Source organism: Paenibacillus sp. BT-177 (assembly GCF_025846815.2).
GTDB classification, from domain to species: domain Bacteria; phylum Bacillota; class Bacilli; order Paenibacillales; family Paenibacillaceae; genus Paenibacillus; species Paenibacillus polymyxa_C.
The window spans coordinates 528,304-547,829 of sequence record NZ_JAOYTP010000002.1 but is presented as its reverse complement, the minus strand read 5'-3'; the positions used below and the strand labels follow the sequence as shown (position 1 = coordinate 547,829).

The following is a 19,526-nucleotide window of genomic DNA, read 5'->3' as shown; positions in this document are numbered from 1 at the left end:
GGAGAAAGATGGAATTTAGTTTGACGGATGGTAAGGGAAAAAAGTTTCAGTTTCCAGTAAATCCTGAGGAAGTGACGATCTCACGGCAAAAGGGATTTGATACAACGACGATTTTATCCTATGGGGAGTTTGACTTCCCACAAGGAGAGAAGGTGAAGGAAATCTCCTTCTCTTCTTTTTTTCCGAAAGAATACAATCCAGCGTATTGCACATACGAAGACATCCCTGATCCGCAGGAGGCCATGAATACGTTGAATGGCTTTTTGTTATCCAAGAGCCCGCTACGCTTTATCATTACGGAGACAGCCGTGAATGTGCCGGTAATTGTGGCTTCTCATAATTCAACCTTTCGGGGCGGGGAATATGGGGATGTGAATTTTGATTTGTCACTACGAACCTGGAGTGAAATGAAAGTAGCCAAAAAAGCTGGCGCTGGCTCGAAGTCCACGACAGTCAACAAAAAGCCTCGCACGGATATGAAAGAAAAAAAGAAAACTTACACGGTTAAATCGGGAGATTCCTTGTCCAAAATTGCCAAACTGGAGCTGGGAGACAGCTCCCAATGGAGTCGTATTTATCAGCTTAACAAAAAGATCATCGGGAAAAATCCGAATGCGATTAAACCGGGGCAAAAGCTGGTGCTATCATGAGCTATAAAGTCATTTTACAAGATAAATATGATCTGTCGCCGCTTGTGGAGAACATTAATTTGAGGGATTCGCTGGAGCAAATCGCCTATCAGGGGACGGTCAATTTGGTCGTTACGTCCGATATGCCTGCCATTTCTCCAGGGATGTCAATCCGGGTTAGCGGTATTCCTTATGGTAAAAAAGACTATGTTCCTCTGTTGTCTCCAGCGGTGATCTGGGAAGTGGAAACCTCCAACAACGGACTCAAGCGTATGACGCTGACGCTATATGACCGTACGGTGTATTTAGACAAGTCAGAGGATGAATATTTGCTCCCTGCCAAGCAGACGGCTACCCAGCGTTTTCAGAAATATGCGAGGGATTGGAAGCTGAAAATCGCTTCTTTGCCGGACACAAAAAAGCAGCTCGGGCGCGCTGTATACCGAACACAGTCCATTTACTCCATGATGCTGGGCGATCTGCGGGAGACAGCCAAGGCGGGGGGGAAGCTGTATCATCCACGTATGATTTCTTCCGGCTTGGAGCTGTACGAACTGGGCACGAACAAAGATGTGTACGTCTTGGAGAGAGTGACCGATACGACACAATCCCGAACGTTGGAAGGCGCAGCCACGAGAGTAAAGGTGTTGGCTACGGCGGCCAGTGAAACAGGGAAAGAGGTTCCTTCCAAGGTGATGGCGCTTGAGGAAAAGGACATTGCCAAATATGGAACACTTCAGGTGATCGTACAGGATGACGAGGTGAAATCGGGTGCGGCGGCACGTGAGTTGGCCAAAAGTAAGCTGAGAGGCATACAACAAACGATATCGGTAAATGCGCCAGATATGAACACGATTCGAGCAGGAGACGCGGTAATGTTAGGGACCATGAAGCTGCTGGTAATTTCAGTAAGCAGGGAATTGGGCAACCCTGGCAGTATGTCGCTGGAGCTCGGAACGTATGACGATGTAAAAAGGAGGTTTTACCTTGAATAAGGACCCCTACGGGCATTTAGCCACTGCGCTGCAATCTTCATTTCATAAACATACCAAGCAAGCGTTGAGTGGAGTAGGTGCAGTATTAGGTACCATCACCTCCACAGGACTCAAGTTGGACGATTTTAAACATGAGCTTCAGGATTATCTAGTCGCCGAGCTGCCGGGACTGCTATCTGTACCACGTCATATGTACAAAGGTACCTCAACCTCGGTGGAATCAGAAAATTGGGAAGGCAAAGAGCTGAAAACTTCCTTTTATATCGGGGAAGATGAGCTGGAGGATGTAAATCTGAGTCTGAACAAAGGACTTAAGCCTGGGGATCGTGTACTGGCGGTGCGAGTGAATAGTGGCAACGATGTGGTGGTCGTGTGCAAGGTGGTGAATGGACGTGGCTAATTTGTTTCCAGAAACAGACGATATGATTTGGACAGACACAGATGTGACCGATCCAGATGTGCTGGAGGATAATCGTGCGGTATTTGGGCGAAGCTGGAGGTTTGATTTTGAAGCCGGCGAGTTTGTTATGAGCCCTAGCCGTAAAATCGTGACTACAGGCGAGAAAGAAGCCTGGGTACAGTGGTGTGAAAAAGCGATTCGCACTCCTCGCTACCGTCATGTGATCTATTCACCTGACTATGGAAGTGAGCTGGAGGAGCTGATTGGCAGCAGCTATGGGCACGCTGTGCAGGAAAGTGAAATTAAACGCATGGTCACAGAGGCGTTGCTAGCAGATGCACGTACGGCTAGTGTGGATCAATTCACGTTTCGCTGGGAAGGCGAGGCATGCTATTTTAGCTGCCAGATTACGAACGTGCGGGATGAAATGGAAATTGTGGAAAGTGTGGTGATCTAATGGCAGACTTGCCGGAATATTTGGTAGACCAGACGGAAGAAGAAATTTTAAATCGGATGCTGGAAAAAGTGCCCTCGGACATCGATAAGTCTGAGGGCTCTTTTATTTGGGATGCGCAGGCGCCGGTGGCATTTATGCTCTCTGAAGCGGCGATCTGGGCACAGGAGCTGTTGCGTCGGGGTTTTGCCAGCACAGCAGCCAGTGACAACCTGGACTTTCGCTCGCCGGAGCTGGATTTGCGGACAGCAGAACATGGAGTGACACGGCGGGAAGCCGTTGCGGCTTCAGGTAAGGTCAGGTTCACAGGCACAGCGGGAACAACTGTCCCAGCGGGAACGTTGGTGGCGACTCCGGCAGATGATGTATCCGGGGAAGCCTCCATTGAGTATACGACCACGGCATCGGTCACGCTGGATGAACAGGGTACAGGAGAAGCAATCATTCGGGCGGTCAATCCCGGACGTAGCGGCAACGTGCCAGCGGGTGTCATCCAGGTAATGGCCACTCCGATTAGCGGGGTTTCCTCCGTGATCAATACGGAGGAAACCAAAAGCGGCACAGACGTTGAGAGCGACCAACTGTTGCTGGAGCGTTTTTATGCCAAGGTGCGGAATCAGGGCACAAGCGGTAACAAGGCGCAGTATACCCAGTGGGCGAATGAGATAGCTGGCGTTGGTGGCGTGGAGGTTGTTCCGCTCTGGAAAGGGCCAGGAACAGTGGGGTTATATGTGCTGGATACGGATAAACGAGCAGCCAGTCTGGATATCGTGGCTGCAGTGCAAAAGTATATTGATCCGACCCAGGATGGGCAAGGCGAAGGGCTAGCACCAGCGGGCCCCGTGGTGACAGTCATGCCAGCGGCTGAAGTAGAAATAAACATTTCGGTCAAGGTACAGCGCACCAAAGAGAAGCCATCCACGCTGGATGAAATCAAAAAGCTGATCGAAAACGGTGTGCGGACGTATTTGAAGCAGCTTGCTTTTTATAAGGCAGATCCGTTGGTACGGTACACCCGGATTTCCGCTGTGCTGCTGGACATTCCAATTATTATTGATTTCTCTGAACTGAAAATCAATGGACTGAGCAATCAGAATATTGAGATTGGATCAGGTCAGGTAGCCGTGCTGGGGGCGGTGAGCGTCAGTGAGTAACGATGAAACGAACAGTTTTGAAGATTTATTAAATAACACAGACCAGGGAAAACGCGCAAACCGTAGTGGCACTTTTGCTAACAGGGTAGCAATAGCGGGAGATACAGTGGATCAAATGAGCAGCGAGCGGGGACGCGAGCTGCTTTCCTATTTGCCCGCCTATTATGAAACCTCACGTGTGATGCGTTCCGATATGGATGCTAAAGGAAGCGAATTGGACGCCTTGTATCTTGCAATGGATGCAACGGTGGGACAGTTTTTCGTACGTACTGCCACCTGGGGGTTGGAACGCTGGGAAATGGAGCTGGGGATCGAAATCGACCTGGCGAAGCCATTGGATCAACGGCGTGCAGTGGTGGAATCAAAGCTGCGAGGGGCAGGAACTTTTTCCGGCCGTCTTGTAAAAAACGTAGCTGAAGCGTATGACGGAGGCACGGTAGATGTTACTTTTCACCTCGCCGAATGGGGATTTACGGTCAAATTTATAGATACCATTGGGATTCCACCCAACGTGGAGGATCTTAAAGCAGCCATTGAGGAGATCAAGCCTGCTCATATGGCGGTGGAGTACAAATTACGCTACCTGACCATTGCCGAAGTAGAGTCTATGACCCTCTATGAAAATGAACATACAACACAGGATAGGTATTTAGGAGGTGGCGCATAACATGGCAAGCGAAAAAACACCGAATCTTGGTTTAAATCAAATTGACCGCACATCACCCAAAACCACATATTTTGATTTGGAAAAGTATTTGGATCAAAACTGGCGGGCTATTGATAAATTTGCTGGTGGTGTGAACAACAGTGTAAATGAGATTAAGAAGCGTCTCGATACGACGGAACGCAAGGCGGTAACTTTGGAACCTGGGGTACAGATTGTTCATGCGGAAAAGGCTGCCCCATTTTCATTGACGGGGCTGAGCGGGCGTACGTTGGTGAATTTGTTGGGACGCTCTGGAGGGATGGAAAGCCTGACAGGTTGGTCAGTTGTAAACAACACAGCAAAGCTGGAACTAAGCTCAAGTAATAATCTTTCAGGTAACAATGCTCTTAAGGTTATCGTAGGTTCAACACCAGTTGGGATAGCTGGAGCTTATGGTGTGCCTCTTAAATTTGGAGAGGGGGCGCCGTTTTATTTGATCCGTGGTTATGTTAAAAATGGGAATCTTTCAGGCAATGATGCTAGAGCGTATATTCAATTGACTGACGAAATTGCATATGCGGTAGATATGAGTACTACGGATTCAGAGGGATTTACTTTTTGTTATGCAGTATATGATGCTAGAAAAGCGACTAAAGCACCTATCCCTTATGCCGTTTCTCGCGGATCTGTTGGGCAGTATGCTTACTTTAATGAAATAGCTGTATACGAACTGAGTCCTTCTGAGGCCATAGCAATTAACAATATGCCACCTGAACAGGTAGCTATCAAATATCCATATGTAGACAGCATAATGCCTGTGTGTAATCCGTATGCGATTCGGTATGGGGAGAATTTATTGCCTAGCATTTATGAAGCTGAACACAGTGTGAACACAGGTTCGAAAAAAATTACTGCTTCATATGCTGCCACTATCACTAAGAGTACGGCGGGATATAGCTTGTATGCTTGGAACCTTCCTGCTACAGCTGGTAAAGTTTACACCTTATCTATGAAAGTGTCAGTATCTAATATCAGTGGAGTTATTGGTGCAGGTGGATACTATAATATTCGCGCACTAGATGCTTTCGGGAATTATGTTGGGGAACCCTTAGACACTGGTCCATACGCAGTAGCTAACGGTGAGTACACTTTGTCACAGACGTTTACAACTCCTGCGGGGACACATGGATTGCGTATTATAGTTGGAGCGGACACAGGTGTTTTTGGTACGTTTGTCTTTTCAGAAATGATGCTTAACATCGGAAGTACTGCAAAACCGTTCAAACCCCGTGAAGACTCCATACTGGCATTACAAACGGACCTCTATGCCGATCCTGTTACGGGCGAAAATGCGGATACGGTATTTGAGCGGGAGGGCCAATACTTTAAGTCTAAGAAGTGGAAAACCCTAGTGCTGGATGATAACCGGGAGTATGCGTTTTACACAGCGGTAAACGGGATTAAAACGGTAGGTTCACCAAACAACGGAATCACCCCGGCGATTGACGGTACGGGGGTATTTGTTAAATTTAACGGCAAGGTTATTAAAGAATCGGATTACGCAACTGTTACTAGTCAATCTGACAGTCTCAATATAGGTTCCTCGAGTAGTAATGGCACGTACGATAATTTTCAAATAGGCGTGTCGGTTGCAGATAGCGGATGGGGGGACGGCTATATACCGACACCGGACGAAATTAAAGCATATTTTAATGGTTGGAAGATGTATCTTGCGGGACAAGGGGATGTAAGCAAACCCTTTAATAACGAAGCAGCAGGCAAGGCGTGGTGCCCAATAGATTCTATTTATGTGGCTAACGGTACGCCATCTGCAACGTTTTTCGTTACAACATTACCAACAACAGGGATAGCTTCCTTGGCATACACAAGGTATGGAATTTGGACAACGCAACAACTCATTTATCAGCTTGAGGCGCCTATTGTTGAACCTATCGTTAGCGAGGGACAGTTAACCTTTATAGAGGGTGAGAATCAGGTTGAAGTCGGGACGGGAATTATATTACGTGAACGGTCAAAGGCTGTTTACACAAATGGGGCCTATTATATTAATGGTCGTACAGATGATCCGAGTATTTTAAAAAATAGAGTAAATAAAATCCTAGCCGTTTATAAAGATGGTAAAAAAGATTTGTCATGGAGAACTGCTACAGTTTCAGATCAATACCAATCCACCTATGGTAAAGAGCAAGTGTATACATTAGCTGCTAATTTCGATTTATCGTCGTCTTATAGTACTACCTACTTAATGTTTGATCGTTCACATGTTATTCCATTCACAGGCTTCTTTGCCGCAAACGAAAAGACGTTACTACTTGACTTGGTAGATAGCGTACATCAGAATACATCGCGTGTGTCAGTGCTGGAGAACAAAAAAGCAGACAAGGATAACCCGTCGTGGATTACACCTACACTGCTTAATGGCGTTACAGCAGAAACGTCGTCAGTGGATATGTGGCCTCAGTACCTAAAAATGTCAAATAATCTTATTAAGATGCACGGGTCAATAAAAGTACCGATTTCAAATGCAACTGTCACATTTTTTAGGTTACCGGAAGGATACAGGCCCAAAATCCTAACGGTATTAACCTGCGCAGCATCTGATGCGGTCTCCGCTGACAAAACCGCCGTAATTGCAATATCCCCTGACGGACGTGTTGAAGTAGTAGGCAGAGGGGGCTATGGTTGGATACGTTTAGATGCTGTCCAATTTATAGGAGAAGTTTAAGGAGGATAATATATGAAAGTAGCACCTATAGTAAATGTGGATGGCCTCTATCTGGAGGACAAGCTAGTGGACGATGCCTTTTCGGGTGTCGTCCCTTTTTATGCCCCAACTTCACTCATACTATCTGACACTGACGAGCAGCTAGAAATCTACCAGCTTAATGCCAGTAGTTCTAGTAGCAATGGTGAAACGAATTCAGAAAACATTCCTGCTGGCTACACGGTAGCAATCCCAGTACCACCAGGTCTATATCAACCTTTTTTTGATATCCAAGGCTGGCTGGCCTATGAAGGGGCATACTCTGAAGAACTGTTGAAGGCCCAAAAGAAGTACGAGAAAATTAGTAGGGAATCTCAAGCTGCATATCAGAAGCTGTATGATGAATGGCAAAACACGTCGCAAAATGAGCGTGGGAACGAGCCTGTATATCTTGCTCAGACATTTACAGCTCCAGAACGAAGAGATCCAACGACGTTCTGGAGTGAAGGATTAAGTACCGAGACGATTAAGGAACTGACACAAAAAGCAGAGCAACAACCAAGTGAGACAGATCAATTGAAGCAGCGTATTGCAGATCTCGAAGTAACGCTGACCCAACTCATGCTTGGTAACACAGGAAAATAACCAAGTACTGACTCCTGTTTAGCTGTAAAAATCTATACAAATGAGGTGAAGTCATAACTATGACTGCTGTAACAGAGACTCAATTGCGTATCTGTGCTTATGCTTGTGTTACCCGCTATGATCGGGGAGAAGGTAATATAGCAACTATTATTGGAAGCTACGCTTTAGATGAAAAACAACGTAAACAAGTGAAGGAAATGATTTTGTCCCATCGTTCTGATCTGGGATCGGATAGCGTAGAGTATTCACCATCTATGGAGGTTTCTAGTGCACAGCGAGAAACGGTTAAATGGTATAGCTCTATTTTCCGTAAGACGGTATAGAGCACAGAGCAAAAATGCCTGTACTCAAAGGAGGAGTGAGTATGTATGAAAGAATGGATCTAATGTGCAGTTCGCGTGGACAAGAGCTATTCTCCTATCTGCCAACCTATTACGAAACCTCTCGCGTAATGTATGCAGATATGAATGCAAAGGGTAGCGAACTAGATGCTCTATATCTCGCGCTGGATGAAACATTGGCGCAATTTTTTGTTCGCACAGCCACTTGGGCGCTGGAAAGCTGGGAGATGGAGTTAGGTATCCTGGTCGATTTGGAAAAACCGTTGGAACAGCGACGTTCTGTTGTGGAGTCGAAACTCCGTGGAAGCGGTAAATTTTCAGGAGACTTAGTACGGAAAATCATGAACTCTTTTGGTGTGGAAGGGAAAGTAGACTTTCATCCGATGGAATATAAGTTTGGTATAAGTTTTGAAAACCGTATTCCTGAAAATATGATGGATTTCAAAAAGATCATCGAGGATATTAAGCCTGCTCATCTTGCATTTTATATGAATAACAAAACTAGGCTTGCATTTCTTCATGAGAATGAAATGGTTTCTCGTATTCGATTACTTTCGAGAGTCCGCTTTTTTGGTGGGAAGCCATGGTACTTAGATGGTGTCGAGCTACTGGACGGGATAGCCTCTTTGTCCGGATGGACAGAGGAACCTATGCGATATTTCAACCGTACGAGACTAGTCATCAAGCATCGAATGGATCATCATCAGGAAGGCAACGTGAAAATTCGAAACCATTATTGGAAATTAGATGGCAGCATGATGCTGGATGGGAGTCAGATGTTAAGCTCAACCGAGGAAGTCATTTCAATTTAAATATATAAAAAATTATCTTAAAGATAGAAGGGATGATAAGTATGGCAGAACAAGTTCTGACAGTTACAACTGCTTACGCAAGGGAACAAATGGCACGTGCCCGCGCTGAAGGAGGAATGCTGACAAAAGTGGTAAAAATGGCGTTTGGTAGTGGGGGTGTGGATCAAGCGGGGAAGCCACTGCCATTGGAGGGAACAGAACAGGTGTTGAAAAAGGAACTGATTCAGAAGGATATTACCAATTCAGAATTCATTGCTCCTGCAACCATCCGTTATACCTGCTCACTGGCAGAAAATGAATTGGTGGGCGAGGCTATTAATGAGCTTGCGCTGGTAGATTCAGCTGGTAAATTAACAGCTGTCCGTACGATGACTAATAAAGTGAAAGATAGTGACATGGAGTTTATTTTCGAAATTGACGACATTTATTAAGGAGGATGAAAAATAATGAGTATACAGCAACCACGCAGATTTGTTACTACCGACCAAGGACATGCGGACGTTCTGAATGTCCCCATTGATACTCTTTATGCAAACGATCAGGAATTGGCCGCACAGGTTGAAAATATCAAAAAGGACCTGGCTGGAAACGGGGTTGCTTCCAAGGAAGCGCTAGACAATCATGCCAGCAATACAGAGATCCATGTTACGGCAGCCAAACAAGCGGCCTGGAGCGCAGCAGAGGGAAATGCCAAGAAGTATACAGAGCAATATGCAGCTCCTAAGCAGCATAGTCACCCTGCATCAGATTTGCCTTCTGCGTCAACACAGGCGAGAGGGATTGTGCAGCTTAATACTTCCACAGTGAGTACAGCTACAGATCAGGCAGCAACGCCTAGTGCGGTAAAAGCTGCTAATGATCGAGCGAATGAAGCTTACAATCGGGCCGAACAGGCTTTTCAATCTGGCAATGACTACAAGCAACGCTTGGTAGCCGAAATCATTGCCAATGGAGGATCGGCTACAATGTCAGAGGACTTTAATAGTCTCATCTCGAAAATAGCACAATCTGCACAAATGAAATATAAGGTTCAAACGATTCAGCGGGGAACGGCTAACGGCGACCTATTCACGATGCCTGCTGGGTTTAACAGCCTGGCTTCCGGTTCACTCCTGTCATATGGCCCCGGGCTCAGTTCGGCTTTTTATATGTCCATGAGTCAGGACGCTACTGTTTTATTCTACATGCTGGATGGTTCCGGTAGACGGTTTGACTTTCCAGTACACCGTGAACCTTGGAAAAGTGGTTCTACCTACTACTGTACTGGATTCAAAATCGACAAGGCAGTAGGAACAGCTAGTGTTATTTTTTATACGGGATCGGCACAGCAGGGGACTGGTGGCCCGACGATATCAATCAACATCCCAGGAGACTTTAACTTAAAAGGTGGGGTCAAATTGCGCTGTGATATTACGGGCAGCATCACTTGGTACTATCAAAGTTATCTTACAGCTATCGGGTGGTAGGTGGTTGTTATGAGTAAAAGATTAACCAGCGTATCCAATTTGGATACGCTTTTTTTCTGCCCCACCGTGATCGGGGGCTTATATTACGTCAGGAAATTTTTCCTGACCAACAGATACGGGGGGACAAACATGCATGAAAAGATCGATCAGATTTGGCTGGGGTTTTCCACGGGGACCTTGATCGGTTATTTTTTCGGGGGGTGGACTACAATGTTGACGTTGCTGTGGTGGATGGTCGTGATCGACTTTTTCACCGGATGGGCAGCGGCCTGGATTAATGGGGAGCTGAAAAGCCGCCAAGGGTATTACGGTATTTTTCGCAAGGTTACCGTGTTTTTGCTCATTACGGTAGCCCATCTAATCGACGGTATTCTCGGGGATGCACATTACTTCCGGGATGCCGTCGTTTTCTTTTATTTGGCGAACGAGCTGTTGTCCATTATAGAAAATGTGGGCAGAATGGGAGTGCCGATGCCGGATATTTTGCGGAATGCGGTAGCCATTTTTGAGTCCAAATCGAGTGGGAAAAAGATAAAGCCAACCGACCCCTCCGACAAAGAAAATAAAGCCTCATAAAGTGCTGACCGTCGCCATTACAAAAAAGGAAGACTACCTTTTCGCCTTTTTTCGGCGTAAAAGTGGAAAAGCCCATACCGTTTCCATGGTCCAAGCATATACAACAGAGACAGAGTGCTACAACATTATGAATGACAAGGAGGGAGCGCCTTATGCAAAATCGCAGCCCTAATGCTGCCGAAGGCATTGACGTATCCCGATATCAGGGAACGATTGATTGGAAACGTGTGCGAGCCGATGGTAAATCGTTTGCATTTATTAAAGCAAGTCAAGGACAGCGTTACGTTGATCCGACGTTTATTACGAATGCAAAAGGGATCAAGGCAGCCGGGCTTCTGCTGGGAGCTTACCATTTTGTAGATGCGACCAGTGTAAACGCAGCCAAAGCGGAAGCCAGACATTTCGCCGAGGTGCTGGATCAGGTGGGAGGCGCGAAAGCGCTGGACTTGCCAGCGGTGATGGATTATGAAAATAATCCGGGAAAGCTTAATTCGGCCGCGATTCATGAGGTAGCGCTGGCATTTTTGACGGAATTTGAACGAGTAAGCGGCCTCAAGCCGATGGTATATACGGGCAATGCTTTTGCTGCCCATTTTAAAGCCCTACTGGGTAGTTATAAGCTGTGGATTGCGCGTTATAGTACACGGGTACCCAGTGATACAACAGCATGGAGGCGCTGGGACTTCTGGCAATACAGCGACAGTGGACGGGTTGATGGCATTCAAGGGCCTGTTGATCTGAATGTATATGCCGGAACAGAGGCTGAGCTACGCCAAGCATTTGCAGGAGAAGAGGGGGAAGAGCCAATGACAGCAGAGGAAAAAGCGGCATTTAAGGCCCTGCAGCAGCAGGTCGCTGCCCTTGAAAATAGCAGAGATGTGCTCAAGCAAATATTAAATGAACAGAGTGCTTATATTAAAAAGGTGGATCAGCGAGTAGCTGAACTGGAGGCGCGTCAGGCTATGCCTGTACCGGCCTGGGCCAAGGAAGCGATGGTTGCTGCCGTTGCATTTAATCCGGCAAGTCCGATTGTGGATGCGAAGCTGCCAAGCAGTTATGATTTTTATCGCTTACTGGTCGTGCTGAACCGTCTGGGTGCGTTTAAAACAACCAAGTAATCTTCGAAGGACCTCATCACTGCCCATCCCACTTTTAAATAAAATGAGTAAAACAGCTACGTTCGAAGCCTAAATAAACAGGCGGTTAAATGCGGCCGCCTGCCCTTATGGCTAAGTGATGTTCTTCATGACCTCCAAATATGCTGAATCCCGAAAAAGGGTAAATGCAAAATGTACCTTTATTCGAAAAGCAACTCAATATCCTCCTGACTAATCTGAGCAGTTTCAAAGTCCGAAGGTGTGAAATGAACATTCTGCTGACGAACCGTAAAATCAATGATTTGAATTATAGCTTGGACATACATATTCGGAATGAGGACGATTGTTTTTGAAATGACCCGCCAATTGGAAGAGCAAGAAGAACGCGTTGAGCTTTTGGTAATTCTGACACGCTGTCACTGCAGCATATCTACCAGCCAGATCGAGCTGTAACAGCCCCTGTATGTTTGTTTATTTCAGAACATACCTGGGAATTAGGATATAAAGGATGGGAATTGTATTGTAAAGGGGAAATGTGTACGCAGGAGTTTTTGTTTCATATGAACATGTGAGTTTATTTGTAATATTAATTAACATGATGTATAAAAACATATGGTAATGTATGAAAAACCCCCTTGTCTGCTTCCAGATTTTATAGTAAAGTATCCAATAATCAACTTTGTATGAAACTAATATTCACTATCTGTGAGTATTTATCACACATTCTCCATGACCTAACACAATCCTCTTCCCTTTTATGACATTACATCTATTCCATTACCCTACTGCACCTCTAACACCACTAGATTATGAATGCTGTCTGTGCCTGTATTCTTCAATAAAAGCCTGTCCAGAACCTTCATACCTTCCCTACTACTACACCTATTTGATGAACTCGGAACTTGGGGCTACAGCTTGAGGACAAGCTTGTCATGCCAATCCAAAGAATTGGCATTTATCCGGTATCAACGAATTAACAATATATAAGGTGTGAAAGGGGTTCGCTGCATGAGCAAAAAGTACGTAAAACACAAAATCTGGACCGTATTGCTGGTACTTGCGCTAGGAACTGTTTTGGTGCTTTCCGGTTGTGGGGGATCAGGTGAAGGAGCAAAACCAGAAGCAGGACAACCTTCAGGTGGAGCGGGAGAAGGCGCGCAGGACACGTTGATTTATGGGCGTGGCGGGGATTCCGTGGCGCTAGATCCTGCCATTGTGACTGAAAGTGAGTCGTTAAAAATCGGAATGCAGGTGTTTGATACACTACTGGAATACAAGGAAAGTACCACGGAGATTCAGCCGGGGCTCGCAGAGAGCTGGGAAGTATCACCGGACGGACTTGTCTATACGTTCAAGCTGCGTCAGGGCGTAAAATTCCATGACGGAAGTGACTTTAACGCAGAAGCGGTTGTGTTTAACTTTGACCGCTGGGTTGATCCGAAAAGTCCATACAAATTTGAGGGTGACTCGTTTGACTATTATGATTCTATGTTCGGGCCCGATGGAAGTAGAGTGATTAAGGAGGTTAAAGCGGTGGATGCGAGTACCGTTCAGTTTACACTGAACAAGCCGCAGGCTCCTTTTTTACAAAATATCGCTATGCCATCCTTTAGTATTGCAAGTCCCAAGGCTATTAAGGAGAAAAAGGCTGATTTTAAGAGTAATCCGGTCGGCACAGGGCCGTTTGTATTTAAGGAATGGAAACGAAACGATACGATCACATTAGAAAAGAATCCAACTTATTGGAAAGAAGGACAGCCAAAGCTGGCTAAGGTCATCGTTCGTTCTATCCCAGACAACACTGCGCGATTTAATGCTCTGCAAAACGGGGAAATTGACCTGATGGAAGATTTGAATCCAGATGATGCGAAGCAGTTGGAAGGTAACAGCGAGTTGGTAAAAATCGAACGTCCCTCCTTTAATGTGGCATACATTGGATTTAATTTAAAGAAAAAGACATTTAATAATCCCAAGGTGCGGCAGGCGCTGAATCACGCAGTGAACAAACAGGCCATTATTGATGCATTGTTTGCGGGGGAGGCCAAGCCTGCGATCAATCCGATGCCACCTACGTTATGGGGATACGACGAAAGCATTCAGGACTACACTTATGATCTGAATAAGGCTAAATCTTTGCTAGCGGAAGCGGGTTTCCCTAACGGACTTCCAGAGCCGTTAACCTTCTATGCAATGCCTGTATCTCGTCCATACATGCCTGACGGCAAAAAGGTAGCAGAGGCCATTCAAGCTGATTTTGAAAAAATAGGAGTCAAAGTCAACATCCAATCTCCAGAATGGGCTACGTATCTGGATGATCTTAAAGCTGGAGAGAAGGATGATCTGTACATGTTGGGATGGAATGGGGACAATGGCGACCCGGATAATTTCCTTTACACATTGCTGGACAAGGATACGATCCCAGGCAATAACCGCAGTTTTTATGTGAATGAGGAACTTCACAAAATACTGGTGAAGGCGCAGGTTGAGGTTGATCAAGATAAGCGTGCGGAATTGTATAAACAAGCACAAGTCATTATTAAACAGGATGCACCTTGGATTCCCTTGGTTCACAGCACACCGTTGATGGCAGGCAAAGCCAATCTTAAGGGTTTTGTACCTTCTCCGGCAGGTATTGAAGCGTACGGTAATATTTATTTTGAATAGCCTAAACGCAAGCAGGCGGTGAAAGCATATGAATTCATATATTGTAAAAAGGCTGGCCATATTGATTCCCGTATTGCTGGGGATGACGCTTATCGTGTTTTCGATTATTCATGCTATTCCCGGTGATCCGGCAGAAACGATACTCGGGGACAAGGCCACGGAACAGTCCAAACAGGCGCTGCGTGAGCAATTAGGGCTGGATAAGCCGTGGTTACAGCAATATGGGACCTATCTAAGTGAACTGGCACGAGGGGACTTGGGCGATTCCATTCGCACCCGGCAGCCGATTGCCCGGGAAATGGTCCCTTATCTGGCGGCTACGCTGGAGTTGACGGTAGCAAGCATGTTTTTTGCCGTTGTCGTGGGTATGAATGCAGGCATCGTGAGTGCCTGGAAGCGAAATTCCTGGTTTGACTATGTCAGCATGGTCATTGCCCTAGTCGGAGTATCGATGCCGATTTTTTGGTTAGGCTTGATGGAGCAATGGATCTTTGCTAATAAGCTGCATTGGCTCCCTTCCATCGGACGCATGAATTCCCGTGATCCAGTGGAAGCTGTGACACATCTAGCTGTGATTGATGCGTTCATAGGTGGACGTATGGATCAGGTGTGGACCGTCATCAAGCATTTGATCCTGCCCAGTATCGCACTGGGGACGATTCCAATGGCGGTCATAGCGCGTATTACCCGTTCCAGCATGCTGGAAGTTATGGATGCGGACTATATCCGCACGGCTCGGGCGAAGGGGCTGGCATCTTTTCAAGTCGTGTACAAACATGCGCTTAAAAATGCTGCGATCCCTGTGCTTACTGTCATCGGTCTTCAGACTGGATCGTTACTGGGAGGCGCCGTACTGACAGAGACCATATTTGCCTGGCCTGGCATCGGACGGTACATTTTTGAAGCGATCAGCTCGCGTGACTATCCGGTTATCCAAAGCGGAATTTTAATCATTGCGTTCCTGTTCGTCATCATTAATCTGATTGTCGATTTGCTGTACGCTGTTCTCGACCGGCGTATTCGTTATCAGTAATCAAGTCGTCAATTGGTCAAGGGGGAGCATGTCCGATGTCACAATTTTCAATCGAACCCAATAACATACCGACGACACGTAGTACATTGGCGCATTTGCCTGTGGTGTCAGGCCCTTGGAGAGATGCGTGGAGAGCTTTCCGTCACAATAAAATGGCATTCGTCGGTCTGAGCATTATTATCTTCTTTGTCATCATTGCTTTGATCGCGCCCTGGATTGCTCCTTTTGACTATAAAGAGCAAAATTTGGTGAGCCGCTTGCAGCCTCCTTCCGCAGAGCATTGGTTCGGTACCGATGATCTTGGTCGAGATTTATTGACCCGTACGCTGTATGGCGCCAGAATCTCGTTGTGGGTCGGTTTCTTGTCCGTTATTGGTTCAATGATTGTAGGAACGGCCTTAGGATTAATTGCCGGATTTTATGGAAAATGGGCTGATATGATCATTTCGCGCCTATTCGACATCTTACTGGCATTTCCGGGGATTTTGCTGGCAATTGCTATTGTGGCCATTCTGGGGCCTTCGTTGGAAAATGCGTTATACGCCATTGCCATTGTCAATGTACCAACGTATGGGCGATTGGTTCGCTCCAAGGTGCTGAGTGTCAAAACGGAGGAGTATATTACTTCTGCCAGAGCGCTTGGAGCTAATAATAGACGAATCATACTCCGTTATATTTTGCCTAATAGCCTGACGCCGATCATCGTACAGGGGACGTTGGGGATCGGAACGGCCATTATTGAAGCGGCAGCGCTCGGATTTCTGGGCTTGGGTGCACAACCTCCTGAACCCGAGTGGGGCAAAATGTTGTCCGATTCGCGGCAATATATCCAAAATGCGCCGTGGACAGTTATTTTCCCAGGCATATCTATCATGCTGACCGTATTGGGCTTTAATCTGATGGGGGATGGCCTGCGGGATGTTTTGGACCCAAGAGCGAAGCGTTAGGGCAAAAGTGGTGAGGTATATAAAGTTGAGTAAAGAGGTGTTCTCTGGCCTGAATCAAATGGCTGGGGGACACCTTTTTACATGAGCATTTTGCATAATTTCGTTTTTGAAAATTAGGCATCAGTATATTAAGCCTGAGCGAACAGCATTTTAGCTCGGTTTCTCCTTGAATTCCAAAAATGGACAGACCTGCAGAATTTCTGTTGAATCAAAAATTTAAGCGGTAGCTTTCTTTAATGGACGGGCCAGGGCTAACGCAGAAGCAAGCAACACAATGGCATTTAGGTATTGGTGAGTGGTCACCTTTTGAATTCCCCAGATGTGCATGGCATCTGCGGTCAAATAGGTTTTCATCCGAGAATTACAACGTTCCACGCTCGTTCTTTTGTTGTATAGTTCTTTCCAACGTTGCGTATCTCGGTGCGGACTTGAATAGCGGCGTACATCCCTTTTTATATCTACCTTGACGACCATCCCATAGTGGGAGGATGAAGGACTTACCTAAAAGCCCACCATCGCTTACTCAATCCGCCTGCGGAATCGCTGGTAGAGGAGAGCCGTACCCGACTGGAGACGCTACTAACCTTCTCCCCGCTGCTTCGCAGCGTATGGGAATGGAAGGAAGCAATGATCCTATAGTCTAATCTTCAGTCAAACGACCATTATGCCAAAGTTGTTGATAATACGGATGTGTTTTTTGTAATGCTTCATGTGTGCCTTGACCTGACAGGCGTCCTTCTTCAAAGACAAGGATTTGGTCTGCACTTGTAATCGTGGATAATCGATGGGCGATGATGATCGTCATCCGGTTTTTCGTTAACGCTTGAAGGGCAAGCTGCACTTCACGCTCTGATTCGTTATCTAAGTTCGATGTCGCCTCATCAAGTAATAAGATTCTCGGATTTCGTAAAATCGCACGAGCAATCGCAATACGCTGTTTTTGACCACCTGAAAGCTTAATACCTCCTTCACCAACCTCTGTATCGAGGCATTTGTCCAGCTGCATGACAAAATCATAGGCATAGGCTGCTTTTAATGCGGCAAGTACCTCTTGTTCGCTTGCTCCATTCGTCCCGTACATGACGTTGTCACGAATCGTTCCATTTAATAACGGTGCATTTTGACTTACATAGCCAAACAGCCCACGCCACTCTGTTAAGTTAAATTGCTCAATGTTTTCGTTACCATACAGTATCGCACCTGATGTCACGTCATAAAATCGTTCAATAAGGGAGAACATCGTCGTTTTCCCACCACCACTTCGGCTGACAAAGGCGGTCGTTTCATTCGGTTCTAACGTAAATGTCATGTCATTTAATACATACTTTTCATTATATTTAAACGATACGTTTTGGAAGTGGATAGGTAGTGGTGTAGCAGATACTGGTTTCCCGTCTTGTACTTCACGCTTCACATTGAGTGCTTCAACAATACGCTCTGTCGCACCAAGTGTTTTTTGTAAATTGGTAAAGAACGTCGCCATTTGTGTAAATGGCATAATAATTTGCACTAAATAAATCATAATGGCAACAAGCTCGCCTGAAGTGATTGCTCCTGTTGCTACCTGTGAGCCGCCATAGCCGAAAATCGCAATCAATACGACCATCATGAGTAGCGTCATCAGTGGCGAAAGAATCGCAACAATCCTCGCTTCCTTTAAACCGTACTTGTACAGCTGCTGAATTTGCTTTTTACCGCCTGCTAGCTCCTGCTGCTCCGTTTGCGACGCTTTCACAAGACGAATATTCGATAAAATACGTCCTAATCGTCCGCCAAAGCCTGCTAGCTCATCCTGATTTTCTACTGAGATGGCATACATTTTTTCGCCTAATGGATACTTCACAAAAATTGTCAGTGGCACAGCAATCAGGAGTAGCAATGTCATTTTCCAGTCAATCCATAGTAAAACAACAACGGCACCGAGGATCGCAAATAGTCCTGACACAAAGGACACGAGCTGCTCGGTCACAAACTCCTTCACGACATTTGTATCCTGCGTAATGCGGCTCATCGTTTCGCCTGATTCATGCGCATCATAATACGATAAACGTAAATGCAGCATATGTTCCCATACTTCTGTCCTTAAATTCGCGACAACCTTTTCACCTAAACGGCGCATCAGATAAAACGCAATGGCACTTAACATCGCTTGCACAATTAAAATCGCAATGACTGGCAAGAGTGATGTTACGGCAAAACCCGCATCTGAAATTTGATTAATGAGCTTCATCGTTAACAGGGGGACAGCAAGCCCAGCTGCAACCTCCACTAAACTAATGAAAAATAAAAAGACTAATTGCCCCTTCGCCATTTGACTGCGATTCATCAATGCCCAAAGCTGTGAGACCTTTCCTTGCATTACGCTTCACTGCTTTCTTTTGTCATGACCTTTTCAAAACGGAAAAACTCATAATCTGCATCAGATTCAGGCTCTTCTCCTTCAATACTCGGTCCTGGATTGCCTCGGTGATAAAACTCCACAATTTTAAAGTCACATTTATTCACATAAAAATGGATGTTCCGCTTTTCAAAATACGGTGTATGTAACTCCCAAACCTTCGTCTTTGGGAACGCTGCTTCTATCGCTTCCCATGCCTTTGTACCAAGACCTTTGCCGTGTGCATTAGCCTTTGTATACAAGAAGTCCACTTCGTTTCGCTGTGTGTCGGGATTAATTTTTAATACGATGCCGCCGATTCTTTCGCCATTTAGTACAATTTGACGCACAACTGAATCTTTTGCAGTAAGTGAATGCTCGAAATCCTCATCGGATGGGATTGGTCCCATTTCTGTTGGATCCTCTGCTTCTTGAAAACTATCTTGTAACCCTTTCATAAATGCCTCTTGTAATTCTTCCTTAAATATTGCTAGCTCTTCCTGCGGTACAGGGGCTATCGTAATTTGTTCATTTTGTTTTGTCATCTTTAAAACACCTTTCTCTT

Annotated in this window: 19 protein-coding genes and 2 pseudogenes; 18 read left to right on the top strand and 3 right to left on the bottom strand. The window is 45.8% G+C overall.

Translation table 11 applies throughout. The features are described 5' to 3' along the window. Positions 1-8 precede the first annotated feature (8 nt). The 17 genes from OIU26_RS08850 (at position 9) to nikC (ending at position 16,584) form a co-directional block, all read left to right on the top strand. Positions 9-650 carry a LysM peptidoglycan-binding domain-containing protein gene (locus OIU26_RS08850; RefSeq protein ID WP_264216579.1) on the top strand — a complete coding sequence of 214 codons (642 nt, stop codon included), beginning with the start codon at positions 9-11 and terminating at the stop codon, positions 648-650. Continuing rightward, a complete protein-coding gene (locus OIU26_RS08845; RefSeq protein WP_264216578.1) occupies positions 647-1,624 on the top strand; it encodes an XkdQ/YqbQ family protein in 978 nt (325 codons plus the stop codon). The genes OIU26_RS08850 and OIU26_RS08845 overlap by 4 nt, the downstream gene beginning before the upstream one ends. Next, a complete protein-coding gene (locus OIU26_RS08840; protein WP_013369781.1) occupies positions 1,617-2,024 on the top strand; it encodes a hypothetical protein in 408 nt (135 codons plus the stop codon). The genes OIU26_RS08845 and OIU26_RS08840 overlap by 8 nt, the downstream gene beginning before the upstream one ends. Further along, a complete protein-coding gene (locus tag OIU26_RS08835; protein ID WP_264216577.1) occupies positions 2,011-2,481 on the top strand; it encodes a DUF2634 domain-containing protein in 471 nt (156 codons plus the stop codon). Before OIU26_RS08840 ends, OIU26_RS08835 begins: the two co-directional genes overlap by 14 nt. Then, complete coding sequence (locus tag OIU26_RS08830; RefSeq protein ID WP_264216576.1) at positions 2,481-3,632, top strand: baseplate J/gp47 family protein; 1,152 nt, start codon at positions 2,481-2,483, stop codon at positions 3,630-3,632. The genes OIU26_RS08835 and OIU26_RS08830 overlap by 1 nt, the downstream gene beginning before the upstream one ends. A gap of 115 nt (positions 3,633-3,747) precedes the next feature. After that, positions 3,748-4,299, top strand: coding sequence for a YmfQ family protein (locus OIU26_RS08825; protein ID WP_436449104.1), 552 nt, complete (start codon positions 3,748-3,750; stop codon positions 4,297-4,299). 1 nt (position 4,300) lies between these two features. Continuing rightward, positions 4,301-7,024 (top strand): hypothetical protein, encoded by a 2,724-nt coding sequence (locus OIU26_RS08820; RefSeq protein WP_264216574.1) that lies wholly within the window; start codon positions 4,301-4,303, stop codon positions 7,022-7,024. A 12-nt stretch (positions 7,025-7,036) separates the two neighbouring features. Further along, positions 7,037-7,648 carry a hypothetical protein gene (locus OIU26_RS08815; RefSeq protein ID WP_264216573.1) on the top strand — a complete coding sequence of 204 codons (612 nt, stop codon included), beginning with the start codon at positions 7,037-7,039 and terminating at the stop codon, positions 7,646-7,648. Positions 7,649-7,707: 59 nt separating this feature from the next. Continuing rightward, positions 7,708-7,971, top strand: a complete 264-nt coding sequence (locus OIU26_RS08810; protein WP_264216572.1) for a hypothetical protein — start codon at positions 7,708-7,710, stop codon at positions 7,969-7,971. 41 nt (positions 7,972-8,012) lie between these two features. Next, complete coding sequence (locus tag OIU26_RS08805) at positions 8,013-8,801, top strand: YmfQ family protein (protein ID WP_264216571.1); 789 nt, start codon at positions 8,013-8,015, stop codon at positions 8,799-8,801. Positions 8,802-8,842: 41 nt separating this feature from the next. Next, a complete protein-coding gene (locus OIU26_RS08800; RefSeq protein ID WP_264216570.1) occupies positions 8,843-9,232 on the top strand; it encodes a phage tail-collar fiber domain-containing protein in 390 nt (129 codons plus the stop codon). A gap of 15 nt (positions 9,233-9,247) precedes the next feature. Next, complete coding sequence (locus tag OIU26_RS08795; RefSeq protein ID WP_264216569.1) at positions 9,248-10,267, top strand: phage tail protein; 1,020 nt, start codon at positions 9,248-9,250, stop codon at positions 10,265-10,267. A gap of 129 nt (positions 10,268-10,396) precedes the next feature. Further along, complete coding sequence (locus OIU26_RS08790) at positions 10,397-10,843, top strand: phage holin family protein (protein ID WP_013369788.1); 447 nt, start codon at positions 10,397-10,399, stop codon at positions 10,841-10,843. A 152-nt stretch (positions 10,844-10,995) separates the two neighbouring features. After that, the gene (locus tag OIU26_RS08785) at positions 10,996-11,961 is read left to right on the top strand and encodes a glycoside hydrolase family 25 protein (RefSeq protein WP_264216568.1); all 966 of its coding nucleotides are present in this window, start codon (positions 10,996-10,998) and stop codon (positions 11,959-11,961) included. Positions 11,962-12,948: 987 nt separating this feature from the next. Then, the gene (locus OIU26_RS08780) at positions 12,949-14,604 is read left to right on the top strand and encodes an ABC transporter substrate-binding protein (RefSeq protein WP_264216567.1); all 1,656 of its coding nucleotides are present in this window, start codon (positions 12,949-12,951) and stop codon (positions 14,602-14,604) included. Between the two features lie 28 nt (positions 14,605-14,632). Further along, positions 14,633-15,637, top strand: coding sequence for an ABC transporter permease (locus tag OIU26_RS08775; protein ID WP_013369795.1), 1,005 nt, complete (start codon positions 14,633-14,635; stop codon positions 15,635-15,637). 35 nt (positions 15,638-15,672) lie between these two features. After that, on the top strand, positions 15,673-16,584 hold the full coding sequence (gene nikC, locus OIU26_RS08770) for a nickel transporter permease (protein ID WP_264216566.1): 912 nt from the start codon (positions 15,673-15,675) through the stop codon (positions 16,582-16,584). A gap of 216 nt (positions 16,585-16,800) precedes the next feature. Here nikC and OIU26_RS08765 read toward each other — a convergent pair. Next, positions 16,801-17,076, bottom strand: a pseudogene (locus OIU26_RS08765) (transposase); the annotation flags it as partial. Here OIU26_RS08765 and OIU26_RS08760 point away from each other — a divergent pair. Beyond that, positions 17,077-17,211 (top strand): annotated as a pseudogene (locus tag OIU26_RS08760) (ISL3 family transposase); the annotation flags it as partial. Between the two features lie 13 nt (positions 17,212-17,224). Here the strand turns inward: OIU26_RS08760 and OIU26_RS08755 are convergent. Beyond that, positions 17,225-18,943, bottom strand: coding sequence for an ABC transporter ATP-binding protein (locus OIU26_RS08755; protein WP_264216565.1), 1,719 nt, complete (start codon positions 18,941-18,943; stop codon positions 17,225-17,227). After that, the gene (locus OIU26_RS08750; protein WP_264216564.1) at positions 18,943-19,506 is read right to left on the bottom strand and encodes a GNAT family N-acetyltransferase; all 564 of its coding nucleotides are present in this window, start codon (positions 19,504-19,506) and stop codon (positions 18,943-18,945) included. The genes OIU26_RS08755 and OIU26_RS08750 overlap by 1 nt, the downstream gene beginning before the upstream one ends. Between the last annotated feature and the right edge of the window lie 20 nt (positions 19,507-19,526).